At 57.4% G+C, this 13,854-nt stretch carries 10 protein-coding genes; 2 read left to right on the top strand and 8 right to left on the bottom strand.

Going from position 1 to position 13,854, the window contains the following annotated elements:
• Nucleotides 1-28: 28 nt before the first annotated feature.
• Both AAC599_RS05420 and AAC599_RS05415 read right to left on the bottom strand, forming a co-directional pair.
• Nucleotides 29-1,051 carry a mechanosensitive ion channel family protein gene (locus tag AAC599_RS05420; protein ID WP_340149387.1) on the bottom strand — a complete coding sequence of 341 codons (1,023 nt, stop codon included), beginning with the start codon at nt 1,049-1,051 and terminating at the stop codon, nt 29-31.
• The gene (locus AAC599_RS05415; RefSeq protein ID WP_340149386.1) at nt 1,044-2,348 is read right to left on the bottom strand and encodes a DUF2254 domain-containing protein; all 1,305 of its coding nucleotides are present in this window, start codon (nt 2,346-2,348) and stop codon (nt 1,044-1,046) included. The genes AAC599_RS05420 and AAC599_RS05415 overlap by 8 nt, the downstream gene beginning before the upstream one ends.
• A 285-nt stretch (nt 2,349-2,633) precedes the next feature.
• Here AAC599_RS05415 and AAC599_RS05410 point away from each other — a divergent pair, with 285 nt between their 5' ends.
• A complete protein-coding gene (locus AAC599_RS05410; RefSeq protein ID WP_340149385.1) occupies nt 2,634-3,032 on the top strand; it encodes a hypothetical protein in 399 nt (132 codons plus the stop codon).
• Here the strand turns inward: AAC599_RS05410 and AAC599_RS05405 are convergent.
• The 3 genes from AAC599_RS05405 to AAC599_RS05395 form a co-directional block, all read right to left on the bottom strand.
• Nucleotides 3,029-3,922: a ChaN family lipoprotein gene (locus AAC599_RS05405; protein WP_340149384.1), complete on the bottom strand. Its 894-nt coding sequence runs from the start codon at nt 3,920-3,922 to the stop codon at nt 3,029-3,031. The genes AAC599_RS05410 and AAC599_RS05405 overlap by 4 nt on opposite strands.
• 5 nt (nt 3,923-3,927) lie before the next feature.
• Entirely contained in the window at nt 3,928-5,658 is a 1,731-nt protein-coding gene (locus AAC599_RS05400; RefSeq protein WP_340149383.1) for an ABC transporter ATP-binding protein/permease, read from the bottom strand.
• An 82-nt stretch (nt 5,659-5,740) separates the two neighbouring features.
• The gene (locus tag AAC599_RS05395; RefSeq protein ID WP_340149382.1) at nt 5,741-8,101 is read right to left on the bottom strand and encodes a TonB-dependent hemoglobin/transferrin/lactoferrin family receptor; all 2,361 of its coding nucleotides are present in this window, start codon (nt 8,099-8,101) and stop codon (nt 5,741-5,743) included.
• Between the two features lie 570 nt (nt 8,102-8,671).
• Here AAC599_RS05395 and AAC599_RS05390 point away from each other — a divergent pair.
• A complete protein-coding gene (locus tag AAC599_RS05390; protein ID WP_340149381.1) occupies nt 8,672-10,984 on the top strand; it encodes a hypothetical protein in 2,313 nt (770 codons plus the stop codon).
• A 169-nt stretch (nt 10,985-11,153) separates the two neighbouring features.
• Here AAC599_RS05390 and AAC599_RS05385 read toward each other — a convergent pair whose 3' ends face one another.
• From AAC599_RS05385 to AAC599_RS05375, 3 genes are read right to left on the bottom strand one after another with little or no spacing between them, the layout of a single operon-like run.
• Nucleotides 11,154-11,969: an ABC transporter ATP-binding protein gene (locus tag AAC599_RS05385; RefSeq protein WP_340149380.1), complete on the bottom strand. Its 816-nt coding sequence runs from the start codon at nt 11,967-11,969 to the stop codon at nt 11,154-11,156.
• Nucleotides 11,966-12,976 carry an iron ABC transporter permease gene (locus tag AAC599_RS05380; RefSeq protein WP_340149379.1) on the bottom strand — a complete coding sequence of 337 codons (1,011 nt, stop codon included), beginning with the start codon at nt 12,974-12,976 and terminating at the stop codon, nt 11,966-11,968. Before AAC599_RS05380 ends, AAC599_RS05385 begins: the two co-directional genes overlap by 4 nt.
• Before the next feature lie 10 nt (nt 12,977-12,986).
• Nucleotides 12,987-13,853, bottom strand: coding sequence for an ABC transporter substrate-binding protein (locus tag AAC599_RS05375; RefSeq protein ID WP_340149378.1), 867 nt, complete (start codon nt 13,851-13,853; stop codon nt 12,987-12,989).
• Nucleotide 13,854: the final 1 nt, after the last annotated feature.

Below are 13,854 nucleotides of genomic sequence, written 5' to 3'. Positions count from 1 at the left end.
CCTGCGTTCTTCTATGGGGCTTTTCCGGCTATTTATCAACCAGCAAAGTCCCGGCTTTCGACGCGTCTTCCAGCGTTTCCGTCTCCGGGTCGTCGCGGCTGATGGTCAGTTTCGGCGGCGGCGGACCGGCGACAACCTCTTCGGTCTCCGCCGGGGTGGCCTGTGCGGCGCGATTTTCGGCGGGCAGAAGCGGCGCACCGTCGGTGCTCTGGTAATAGATCAGCTGCGGATCGGTCGGGTCGATGTCATTGGCCTCGAACGCCTCCTTGATGGCCCGGACCGCGCGGGAGCGGGTCACCACCTCGGCGGCGCGTTCGGAATTGATCCACCAGCGGACCTTCATCCCGAGGGAGGTCGCCCCGAGTTCCCAGCAGAGGATCTGCGGTGGCGGGTCGGTCAGGATTTCCTCCACCTGCTTCAGGGAATTCTCGATGATGGCGGTCATCTTGCCGATGTCATAGACATAGCCGACGGTGAGGTCGATCTCGATCCGGCGCACCTTCTGGGAGGTATTGACGATGACCGTGCCGGTATAGATGGTCGTGTTGGGAATGACGATATCGCGGCCGTCATAGGTGCGGATGATCGTCGCCCGCGGCTCTACCCGGAGCACGGCGCCCTCCGCCTCGCCGATCTTGATCTGGTCGCCGCGCCGGAACGGCATGCGCAGCAGGATCAGCAGCCCGGCCAGCCAGTTCTGCAATATATCCTTGAAGGCGAACCCGATGGCGAGCGACCCGATCCCGAGGCTCGCCAGCATGTCCGCCGGCTGGACCGAGGGAAAGACGATGGTCGTCGATAACAGCAGGCCGAACAAGGTCATCCCCCAGAAGCCGAAACTGGAGAGGATCAACCCGAGATCGGCCCGGTCCATGCGCCGGAAATAGGCCGCCACCAGCCGCTTCACCGCATAGGCCAGCAGCACGAACAGGACCATGGCCAGCAGGCCGACGACCAGGTTCGGGATCATCGCATAAAAGGAATTCCCCCAGTCCTCGATTGTTTGCTGCGCAAGGGCGACGCCGGTGGAGAGGGGTTCGCTGTCACTCATCCTTCGCGTCCTTCCTGCGTTCCCGGTTGGCCTTGCGAAAAGCCGGCGGCAGCACGTCAATCACGCTCACGATATCCTCGGGCAGATGGCCACCCTTCTCGATCTCCCGGATGAGCAGAAGCGCATGATCCTTCAGGATGTCCTGCACCTCCTTGCCGCAGGTCGCACAGAGGCGCGCATAGGCGCGGGCGATGCAGATCGCCATCAGGATATTCCCGCCCGACGCCTGGCGCAGCGGATGGAAAGCCTGGTTGATCAGGTTGCCGATGGACAGCTGTGGCACCATCAGACGGATATGGCCCTCCTCATCCTTGTGGATGGAGGCCGTGGCCGCTTCCTGCGTTTCCGCCTGCGACAAGGCATCGGAAATACCGTCCACCGTCGCAATCGCCGTGAAGGTATCGTTCACTCCGGGCGACAGGGCGCGGAGCGCAATCTCCAGAAGCAGGTTGACGGAAAACTCGATCGGGCTGTCCTCAGAACGGGAGGGCTGGATAAAGATATGCTTCTGGATGGAATCGACGGTTTCCTCATCCAGCTCCTTCGTTGCCTTGACCATCACTTCCTCGCCAAGCGTATAGGCACCGCGCGGTTTCTGGATTTCGAGCGTCACCTCGGCCTTCGTTGCGATCTCCGTCAGCTTGTCCTCGTTAAGAGTGCCGAGATAGCCCGGCTTGCCGGCGGTGATGTCGAAGACGAAGTCATCGACCTTCTCCACCGCTTTTTTCCGCTCTTTCCTCTCTTCCTTCCCCCGGCTCTTGTTCCGGTCGTCGAGCGCGGTCTTCAGATTCCTGGTGATACCGGCGATTTCATCATCAATTGCAACGCTTTCCGAGACATTGCGGACAAAATAGATGAGCTGCATCACGCAGAGCGTGGCCAGCACCTCCGCTCCGAGGATCGTGAGATTCGGTACGAAATCTGGCTCGACAAAGGTGATCGCCAGAATGGCATAGAGAAAGGTACCCCCGAAGATGCCCGCAGTCACCTGATTGACGATATCGGAAGTAAAGCGCTTGAGCATGCGCGGCGCCAGGTTTCCCGCCGCCAGCGCGAAGACCACGAGAACGATGGAATAGGTCAGCGTCAGGGCCGACATCGCCCCGCCCGCGATGACCGAGAGGATCGTCCGCGCCGTCTCGGGCGCGAGCAGCTGCAGAAAGGGGTCGATGCTGTCGGTGCCGAAATAGGTCTCCCCATAGGCGACAATCAGCGACAGCGCGCCGATGGCCAGCGCGATCCCCGCCGGCACGGTCTGCAGCATCACGAACGGATGTCGAAGAAATCTGAAATTCATCCTAGCTTACGCATTGTTATGGCCTCTCGGGCGTCATTGAACTGACTTGCGGCGCCGGATTTAACTCGCCCGTCACCAATCTGCTGTTTTAAGCATACCCATCATAGCTGTCCCGTTCCAACTGATTATTCAAGGGTTGTGTTACGACCATTCCTTTTTCAGCCAAGGCATTGCTATTAAAAGAAATCGGGGTAATATTACAAAAAAATGAAATGCTAATATAGCGGATTGACGGGGATGGAGCGGGAATATCAAACCACGTCTGAAACAACATTCAGAAACTGCGTGCTGACAAGCTATGATTATGGCAGCGAGCAGCTGCATATTCTCCGCACGACCGGGCCGTTGGGCCGGCGGGAACGGATCCCCATCTTTGAGCATATTCTGAAAATCAATAGCTCCGGGAAGCTGTTCTATACTCTCGACAACCGCGGCGGCCATGAGATTGAACTGAGCCCGGAAGATATGGATGTCCTCAACAATCTGCTGATGACCGGCGGTATAAATTATGTGCGCGGTGCCGTCATCACCAGCGACGACGCCTACAGCATTCTTGTCTCCATGGCCAACGCGAAGGCGAAGGCCCACAATTTCGAGGTTGAGCTGATTTCGACCACCAACCATGACGAAGCGGAAACCTTCGTTGTGTCAAAATTGCGGGAATGCCTCAGGGCTGAGCCCTAGCTCCTGATCCGGTCCTCACGAACGAAGCGATCGGTTGCGGTCGCATGGTTTGCTGGCGTCCCATGCACTTTCGGCAGGCGGAAACAGGCGCGCGCGATGCCGGGCTGCTGCTCACGGGCACCGGATTCTCCGCCCGACGGCAAGAGGACGGACACTTTTTCGATACCGAGATCGTCAAGCTGATAAGGCGTGCCATGGCCGAATTCCAGATGCCCGCGGCCGATAATGCCGATCACCAGCGGCGGATTGTCGCCGGTCTGCGTCTTCGCGATGTTGCAGGCAAAGGCGCGATCCCAGGTCTGCTGGGCGCGGGTAAAGTGATCTTTTCGGGCCTTGGCCTCCTCCGTCTGCTGCTGGAAAATCCCGTCCGGGCCGGAGACCAGCGAAAAGAGATAATCGCGATAGGCGTCTGTCGCGGGCTTGGCGGGGGTCAGTTCATCCCTGTCCTCTTCCGGGATGGCGTCCCATCCCTCTTTCCCGACCCGGGTGACCAGCGCGCGATAGCAGTTGAGCGCGATCATGTGGACGCCCATCTCGCGGCAGAAACGGAAAATTGGCAAATACATTTCGGGCGGAAAGCCCCAGACCGTCTTCCAGTCGACCTTTTCCAAGAATGCTTCCTCCGAAAGGTCGCCCGCTGCCCATTCATCGAGGATCGGCTGGGTGCTCCGCGGGAACATCTCGAACCCCACCACCATGTTCGGGTTCCGGCCATGAAGCGCCGCCATGACATGCAGCTGCCAGCGATGGACATCATACTGGTCATGGGTCTCCCCCAGCAGCACGACGCGGTTCTGCGCCATCTCGGCCATCAGTTCGTCATGCGGGATCAGGGCGCCGGTATCGGGATCGAGCCAGCTTGAAACGGGGTGCGGGTAAGGTGCGGTCATCCGGGTTATTTTCCTTCTGTTGGGGGACTAATAAAGGGTGTTTCCGGGTCCGGAAACAGGGGAACATGGCGCAGAGACTCAAAACCACCGGGCGGGCGGTGCGCCACCAGAACAAAGGTGGTCTCCGGCAACAGGGCGCGCAGCCGCGTGAAGATTTCCGCCTCGCTCTCGCTGTCGATGGCGCTGCTGGCCTCGTCGAGGAAGGCCCAGTCCGGTTTTTCGATGAGCAGGCGGATAAGCGCCAGACGTTGCAGTTCACCACCGGAGAAGCCCGTGATATCCGGATTGCCCCCCTCCTGCAACGCCTGGGCCTGATCCGGCAGTCCAACGGCCGCCAGATACTCTGAAATCGTTTCGGGATCGATGCTGCCCGCATCCCGCGGATAGATGGCGCCTTCCGCAAGCCGGGTGCCATTGATCGTGCTCCGCTGCGGAATAAAGGCGCAGGACTTGTCCGCGGGGATATGAATCTCCCCATGGCCGTAGGGCCAGATATCTGCAAGTGTCTTGAGAAAGGTGCTCTTGCCGAGGCCGGACGGGCCGGAAATCCAGACATGCTCCCCGGGTTTGAACTCCCAGTCCGCCGGGATCTGCAGCGGCTTGCCGGTCGGGCTTTCAAGGACAAGGTCCCGCACCTCGATCGTCCCTTTCGCGTGGTTGGTCACTGAAATCTCGCTCGGCGGGGCGTTCTTGCATTTCCGGATTGCATCCAGCAAATCACCAAGGCGGCTGGTGGTCGCCGCAAGTTCCGCGAGCCGGTTATAGGCAAAGATGAACCAGGACAGCGTCGTCACCACCCGCTGAAAGGCGGAGGCAAGCTGCATCAGCCCGCCGAAGGTGACATGGCCTGCGAAATAGGCGGGCAGCGCCAGCAACAGCGGAATACGCAGGATGGTCCGGAAATAGGGCACCTTGAAACAGCCGAGATAGAATTCCCGCAGGATCAGCCGCTTCCAGTTGGCGACGATGGCGTCGAACTTGCCATCGAGCCGCCGCCGCTCCGCCCCCTCGAAACCCGAAACAGCAACGGGATCGGCATTCTCGCGAAGGCGGACCAGATCGAAACGGAAATCCGCTTCCTTCCGCTGCTGATTGAAGGTCAGCCCTTTTAACGGATAGCCGAGCCAGTGAGTAAGCGCGCTGGAGAGGAAGACATAGAGAAACGCCGCCCAGACCATATAGCGCGGGATCGCTACTTCCCAGCCCAGCATCGTAAATTCCAGCGGGAAGTTGGAGAGCGACCAGAGCACGGCGATATAGGTGAACAGCCCGGTGACCGAGGTGATCAGATCAAGCGTTTCTTCAACAAAACTCTTCACGAACAGGCGGCAATCCTCGGCGATCCGCTGATCGGGATTGTCGATTTTCTCGATCCCGTAGCCGTTCTGCAGCCGCCAGTAGGTCTTGTCCGACAGCCAGTCCGTCAGGACGGAGGCCGTCAGGTCCTGCCGCCAGCGCATGACCAGGAACTTGCGCAGATAGTCACTCGCCAAAGCCAGACCGGAAATCGCGGCGATCAGCAGCGCATAGACCCCGACCTGGCGTGCCGCCTCCGGCCCGTCGAACTGCTCAAGCGCGCTGTAGAAATCATTCGTCCACTGGATCAGGCGGACGGAAACCGGGATGTTCGCCAGTTCAAAAAGCAAAACCACAATGTACAGAAAGACATTGCGGCTGCTTTGCAGGTTGAAAAAGCTGATGCGCAGGATCATCCAGAGCTGTCGCGCAAGTTCCATTATTCACAAACTTTCCGGACGGAGCGCGCCTGCGCCCCGTCCGATGCCATCGGGTTAAGGAAAAGGGTGGAATTCACCTAGTTCAGAATTTGTAGCTGAGACCGACCTTGAGGCTGCGCCCCGGTGCAGTCTGAAGCTCGATCGGGTTGGTTCTCTTGACCGCGTCCGATCCGTTGATCGGGAAGCCGCGCGTCTCCGGACCGAAGTAGCGGGTATCGAAGATGTTGGTCAGACCCGCCCGGAAAGTGAGGTTTTCCGACGCCTGCCAACCGGCGAGAATGTCGAACACCGCATATCCGGCCGGTGAGAACTCGGTGGCGGGATCATCCACCTCGGCGGAACCATCCTGGAAGGTGCCGACCAGCTCGATATCGATGCCGGTGCTCGGATGCACATATCTGAGACCCGTCACAAGCTGTAGCGGCAGCGCGCCGTTATAGACCCTCTCAACGCCGCCATCCTCGATCTCCCCCTTCTGGTAGGAAAGCGCAACCCGGGTCGAAAAATTATCGGAGAGCTGCATGGCGGCAGTCGCCTCGATCCCGTACATCAGCAGGGAATCCGCATTGTCATATGTCAGGGTCATCGTCCCCGGCGGCAGACCGTACTGCGTCGGGTCGGCATCAACGAAATTCTCGATGAAGTTCTTGTATTTCGCAACGAAGCCGTTGATCGAGAAATAGCCCTTGTTGCCATAGTCTCCGCGGAAGCCGAGCTCATAGCTATCGACCGATTCCGGCTCAAGATTGGGGTTCGGTACCAGCGCAAAGGCAGGCAGGCTGTCGAGGGACTGGTAAAGCTGCTGCGCGGTCGGCATCTTGAAGCCTTGCGCAAACTGGCCGTAGATCGAATAGGTATCGGTCAGTTCGTAAATCGTGCCGAGCTTGAACTGCAAATCGGACGCCGTGACTTTTTTCGGCTCCGCCCCCGGCACCAGCTGATAGTCGCTGTCGGTTTTCGGATTGATGGAATAATTGGTGTAGCGCACGCCCGGCGTGATCTTCAGCCGACCGTCATAGAGGGAAATCTCGTCCTGCAGATAACCATCAAGGCGGGTCGTCGACGCATCGGCGAAGTTGAAACCACCGGCGCGGGCCACGGTCGTCGTGTCCGTCGTGTAGTTATAGGTGATGTCCTCCCGCTGATAATCGGTTGTCGTATAATCACCGTCGATGCCGTAGGTCAGGGTATGCAGGCTATCGCCCCAGTTGAAGGAGGATTCGAGCTGGAAGTCCCCTTCATAGAAGGTTTCCTCATAATACTGGCTGATGTCGCGCCGCTCCTCATCGCCGCTGGCGATCACCGTGCGGTAACGCTCGTTGAAGCGGTTGACCTTCTGCGGGGAGTAGGTCACCTGCCACTTCACCCGGTCCAACCAGTCCTGTTGCTGCACCAGCCAGTCCTGATCAAGGGACAGGCGGTAGCGCTCAATCTCCTGATCATGGTGATAGAGATGGATGTCGGACGTGCCGTCAGACCCCAGCACCGAATTCTGATCGACAGAGGTGTCGCGATTGAAATATTCACCGGTCAGGCGGAATTGGTTGGTATCGGACGGATGCCATACCAGCTTGGAAAGCAGGTTGTTCGACTGGCTGATCGTCGGGTCGAACTCGTTACAGGGCGTCGCCTCGGGGTTGCGCGGGCAGTCCTGAATGGCGTAGGGGCCGATCCGGGCGTTATCAAGATCGGTCTCGCGCCCGTCCCGCCGGGTATAGCTCAGCAGGGCTTCGAACTTGCGGCTGAACCGGGCCGCGCCGGTAACGGATTCGGTAAAGGCCTCATCCACCGTGCCATAGCTAAAATCGGCGGAGCCGCCGACCGTCTTGCCGCCGGTCAGATAGTCCGACGGGTCCTTGGTCACGAAATTGACCGTCCCGCCGAGCGCATCACTCCCCCACAGCACCGAGCCGGGCCCGCGGATGATTTCTACCGCCTTGACGTTGGAGGATTCGACGATATCGCGGGTTGAATCCGTGATCCGCTCGATCGTCCGGTTGCCATCGACCAGCACCTGGGTCCGGTTGCCGCCGACACCACGAATGCGGATCCCGCCGGAGCTCGAGAACGGATCGGTGCCCGTCGTCTGCTTCGGCACCTCGATCCCGGGTTCATATTTGAACACCTCTTCGATCACGTTATCCATGCGCCGGTCGAGATCCTCGCGCGTCACCGTGGACACGTTCGCCGGGGTTTCCATCAGGGTCTTCTGCTTGCGGTCCGCCGTCACCGTCACCGGCGGCATCGTCAACATGTTGGGCGCCTGTGCGGGTGCCGAGGATGAGTCTTGCGATTCGTCCCCTTCCTGATCCGGTTCGGCCGTGCCTGAGGATTGCGCCACGTCCAATGCCTGCTTCGGCTCGGCCGATTGCGCGTAAGGCGCTGTTATCAATGCAAAATAACAACAGGTCGTCAGGGCGACCGTTCGAACAGATCTGGACATTTAACTCACTCCGGTTTTGGTTCTTGCCTTGGAATGATTCATTTTGCAATTAAGAATCATTCTCATTAACTGGCCGTAGTTAATAATGATTATCAATAGCATTACAAGAGATTTTATGAAAATCAGGGCGAAATTATGCCCATTTTCCCCGCGCAAAACGGGAAGAGGGAAGGCCTGACAAGGCGGCGGAATATTGTTCAGAAATATTCTAATCTCGCCTTTTCCGCGACGGGAATGCGCGCCTTTGCGGGCAGTGCTCCCCGTCCCCGCCGGAGAAATACCGCGCTAAAATCGCCGGGAGATTGTGTCAGAAATGTGGCGAAATGGCCGGAGAAAGAAGCAGAATTATTTTGAAAATTTTTCCCGAGACGGATTTATTACCGCTCATTTGAGGGGGCGGCCCTGCCCTCCCGCGCGCCTGGTCAGGCGGATCGGGACCAGAGTAGCGGGTATCGAAGATGCTGGCCAGGCTCGGCCTGTATCTTCAAATATGCCCTTTCTGCACAAAAGCCCTTGTCACAATCCGGTAAACCGCAGCGTCTCTATGAATCAATATATGGAGGAAAAGAAATGATACCGGTAATGAGTTTGCGCCCAAATAACAAGATAGATATTGAATTTATTAAGCCAAGACTGAGTCCGGAGGACTGGTTTGCCGCCGAAATACCAAAAAGCCAGCAAATAATTAATATGTTACAACAGAAAAATTTAGCGGAATTCGATAAAAAGCACGGTACAAACTGTGTCAGTAAGCTGGACAATTTTAACGAAGAATACCGGCATTACTTCGACAAAAAAATTTTGATTTACGCAACGCAAATGTACTTTTTTTACACTGAGCCCAGTCTCAAAAAGAAATACGGGCATCTACTACGGTTAAACGAACGAAATGCTATAATTGATCGCGTTGTACGGGTTGTCGGAGATGAAGCAACACGCAACAATTTTGCAAATTTCTTTAAAAAATACTATTTCGTTACCCCTACCGATTTTCTTGAAATCCGGGCGACCCAGGCAATCGAAACAGTTACCGACAAGGTTCAAGAAGCCATTTCAGGATCATTTATGCAAGTAAATGATAAGGACATCAATACCATCAAATCCCTGGATGTTGATATAGACAAAATTGGCATGCCGGAAATAATACCGCTGGAAACCGGTAAAAATTTTAGCCAGGAAGCCTATACCGCTTATACAGCCTTCTCTAAATATGAACTGCTTGGAACTTCGGTAAACTCAAAGGCGTCTAACAAAACACAAAAGATATTTTCAGGCCTACTGCCCTCACAGCTCAACACAGCATTTAAAGTTACCGATGATGCTTATAAGGATAATTTTGTCGAGGCCTTTAATCTGCTTGAGCAGTTAGAAGTTCAACTTAGAGAGCGTGGGCAATTTTTTACCAAGTTTGACTTATTGCAATTCCTCGGCGATCTAATACGAAATCCGCGCTCCACCCTCCTTGTTCAGCTATATTATCTCGATAAAATATGCCAGAGAAACACTATCCTCTACAGAAGAGCCTTTGACGTGGCGGAGTATGCAGCAAAAAAGAAACTGTATTTTGGTGGGCAGGCTAAAATAGGGCAGGATTTATTTGATAAACTGAAGGAAAACAGTTCAGCCAGGGTCGGCAAAGTCTTTGAAAAATCACAAAAATTTTTAACCGCCGGTAACTTTCAGGCCCGTTATGACGCGCTTGAAAACAATACAATTGCAGACGAAAAAACGGACGCCCCCTCGAGTTCGAAAAAACCGGGCAAAAGAAGCGGCAAGCGTTCTAAGCCACCTAAAAAACCGAATAAATCTTCGGGCGGTGTGTCTAATTTCAGGGCCTTTAAAGTTTATACCGGGGCAAAGCTCAGAACCCTGGCAATAAAATCCCTCGAAGAGTCCGCCCCGGATCTGAATGACAATGATGATCAGACGCCTTCAAAAACGCCTGTTATCAAGAAAAAGCAGGATAAGCCTACAATTTCCGAGCCGGAAATCTATGCGTTCAAAACCTATATCCTGGGTGCGTTAAATGACATGGAGGAAAAATGTACGCTTTTTCTAAAAAACACTTACCTCGATACGAACAGCAGCGCGGAAATAAATAATTTTTCGGCGGAAATAACATCGCTTCGTGCCGGGATCGAAAAAACGAATGAAAAGAACATCGCCGAGCTCTCAGATGCTTTCGACGGGTTAAACGACCGCGTCTACAAAAAATGCGCCCAAATCGTCAACACGCACAGGCAACAAGTCCGATCCGTTCAGCAACAGCAGCAGCAAATAGAATCTGAAAATCTGCGTGCCCGTCAGCTTCAGTCCTTTTTTGACAGAGTCATAAGCCAGGCCAGGAAGGAGAGGCTGTCGGAGGGTCGGAACCAGGGCGGTCGGGTCAAGGTTGAGCCCATTGATGACCTTTGGGGAGAATGCATCGACTATTTCCATAATCGGTCATTCATATATGACCAGGAAATACAATTTCTCGACTGTTCCCGGGTACTGCTGCCCAATGAATGCCTTGCCTATTATGTGACGCAAACAAGCAGAAATACGGAAGGAGCGCTTTTTTGCATCTCTATCCATCGCTGGAAAAAACGCAAGGATATCGACCTTGTCCCGGCGCCGCAGAATGACAATGATGATAATGATGATCCGGACGAAGAGTCGTTAAAGAAAGACTATGAAATTGAGGATGCAGACGTAATACCATATGTCAGCATACCGCTCTATGCGCCACAGCCGGACGATAATTTGAACGATAAAAACATCGACAAAAATACGGGATACCTGTTCCGTCCCGAGGCAGTGATGGATGAAGCGATTTGGGAAGACCAGGACAAGAAAATGGGGACATCCTTCGCCGTGATCCACGTCATGCCACAAACGTAACTGGCGGTAATGATTACAAAGTTATAGAGCTGCACGGCTTTGCGGGCGGCGTCCTTCTTCCTCACCGGAGAAGGGCGCCGATCAAAACGCCGTCAAATTGGGTCAGCGTGTTATGAAACGACCGGGGTAAACTGCGAAATTATTTTGAAAATTTTCCCCTGAAACGGAGTTATTGCCCTTCATTTGAGGGTTCGGCACTGTTCTCCGCGCGTCTGGTTCGACGGATCGGGACGATAACGGCGCCCCCCTCCGCCATGCCGCGAAAGGCTTTCACGCCATAGCAGCGGGCGAGATTCTCCTCGGTCAGCACAGTCTCCGAGGGGCCGTCGGCGGCAATCTGTGTCTCATGCAGCAGCACCAGCCGGTCGCAATAACGCGCCGCCAGCGTCAGGTCATGGATCACCACAATGACGCTCTTGCCCGAATGCGCGAGACGGCCGAGCCGGTCCATGACATCGATGGCATGACCGGGATCGAGGCCGCTGATCGGCTCGTCTGCGAGCAGGATATCCGGCTCCCCCGCCATGGCCCGCGCCAGCAGGACACGGGAACGTTCACCGCCGGACAGCTCCGTCACCAGCCGGTCGCGGAAGGAGGCAATATCGCATGCCTCCATCGCCCGTGTCACGGCCTCCCGGTCGGTCTCGGTGAGGGCGCGCCAGCGGCCCTGATGCGGCAGCCGGCCGAGCGCGACCAGCACTTCCACGGTCACGTCCCAGTTCACCTCTCCCGACTGCGGAAGATAGGAAAGCTGGCGGGCGAGCAGGCCGGGATCGATCCTGTCGCGCAACTCGTCCTTGATCCGGATGTCCCCCGCCTCCGGCGTCAGAAGACCGGCGATACAGCGCAGCAGGGTCGACTTGCCCGAGCCGTTGGGCCCGATCAGGCCGATCATCTCTCCGGCCCTGACGTCCAGGCTTATATTCTCCAGCACCCGGCGATTTCCGAAGGATTTCGAGAGGGCGGACACAGAAAGCTGGATCACAGCAGCCGCCTCCTCTGTTGCAGGACGAGATAGAGGAAGAAGGGGGCGCCGATCAGGGCCGTCAGCACCCCGATTTTCAGCTCCCGCCCCGGCGACAGCAGGCGCACGGCGATATCCGCCATCAGCAGCAGCGCCGCACCGCCCAGCATACTCGCGGGCAGCAGCAGGCTGGGCCGGTTACCGGTCAGGCGGCGCAGCAGATGCGGTACGATCAAGCCGACAAAGCCGATCGCCCCCGCGACCGAGGTTGCCGCCCCGACGGAGAGCGCGGTGCCGAAGACGAGCCGCCGCCGCACGGCGCCCATATCGAAGCCCATGGTCTGCGCCGCCTCCTCCCCCAGCGTCAGGGCATCGAGGGGGCGGGCGACCGTCATCAGGATCAGGCAGCCGAGCAGGATGAAGGGCGCGGACAGCCAGACATGCTCGAAACTCCGGTCGGCGAGCGATCCGAGCAGCCAGAACATGATCTCGAGCGCCGCAAACGGATTTTCCGCCATATTGAGGGCGAGCGAGGTCAGGGCGGCGGCAAAACTGGTCACCGCAACCCCGGCCAGGATAAAGGTGAGCGGACTGTTCGACCGACCGGCCAGAAGCTGGACCACCAGCACGCCAAGCGCCGCGCCCAGCATCCCGCCGAACGGCAGCGCGAGCGCGAACAGACTGGCAAGGCCGAAATAAAAAGCCAGCACCGCGCCAAGCGAAGCAGCCGCAGACACGCCGATGATACCGGGTTCCGCCAGCGGATTGCGCAGGAATCCCTGAAGCGCGGCGCCGCTCAGGCCGAGGGTCGCACCGATCATCAGCCCGAGAATGGCGCGCGGCAGCCGGATTTCATAAAAGATCAGGGTCGTGCTCCCCTCCTCCCCCGCGAGGACGGCGGCCAGCAACTCGCCGATGTCAATCTCGGCGGGGCCGACGAGCAGCGAACCCACGAAGGCCGCCACCACGGCAAGCCCCAGCAGCGAGAACAGGAGGGGCAAAGGGACAGGATAGTTCTTGTTGCGCATCACGTCCGCTTCATTCGGCATTGGCGAGCGTGGAGGAGATGATCGCAGCACGGGTTTCATGAAGCGCCGCAACGGCATCGGCGATATCGGGCGTGCCGCAGACCCAGAGGTTCGGCGGCAGGATCAGCCGTTCCTGATCCAGAAACGCGGTTTGCAGTGCCGGATGGCGGAACTTCTGCGTCGCCATAGCGGGCGCCTCCACCGGCTCGTTCACGATGAGGATATCCGGCCGCGCCGAGATCAGCGTTTCCAGCGGCACCTGACCGATCCCCCGCACGCCGATTTCCGTGCCGAGATTGCGAAAGCCCGCCGCCTCGACCACCGCACTCGCCAATGTGCCGACGCCCGAGGTAAAGCCGTTCGCCCAGTAAAGCGCCGCCAAAGGCCGGTAGCCGCTCTCTTCCGGCTCCGGCAGCTTGTTATTGAACGCCGCGATCATCGCCTCGCCGCGTTCTGGCTCTCCCACGGCCCCGGCGACAGTACGGATATTCGCGCGAATATCATCCAGACTGTGGGCGACGGGAAGGTCGATCACCTCAAAGCCGAGTTTCCGGAGCAGATGGACGGTCGGCCGGGCGGTATACTCCCCGGCCAGGATGAGATCCGGCTCCAGCGGCAGGATCTCCTCCGACCGGCCGTGATTCTGGGGCAGGCCCGCCGCCTCTTCCGTCATCATCGACGTCGAGATATCCGTCGCGAGGAAACTTAATGAGGCGATCTGCTCCCGATCCGCCAGCAGCAGGAGAAGCTGGTCGGCGCAGACATTCATGGAGACGATGCGCGCGGGCTTTGCCATTCCGATGCCGGGCAGAAACCCGGCAATCAGGAGGACAAGCGCCGCCCGCAAACACCATCTATGAAGGCCCTGCGCCGCCACG

It is taken from the genome of uncultured Sneathiella sp. (genome assembly GCF_963976355.1).
In the GTDB taxonomy this organism is placed as follows: Bacteria; Pseudomonadota; Alphaproteobacteria; order Sneathiellales; family Sneathiellaceae; genus Sneathiella.
This window is presented reverse-complemented; position numbering and strand designations above follow the sequence as displayed.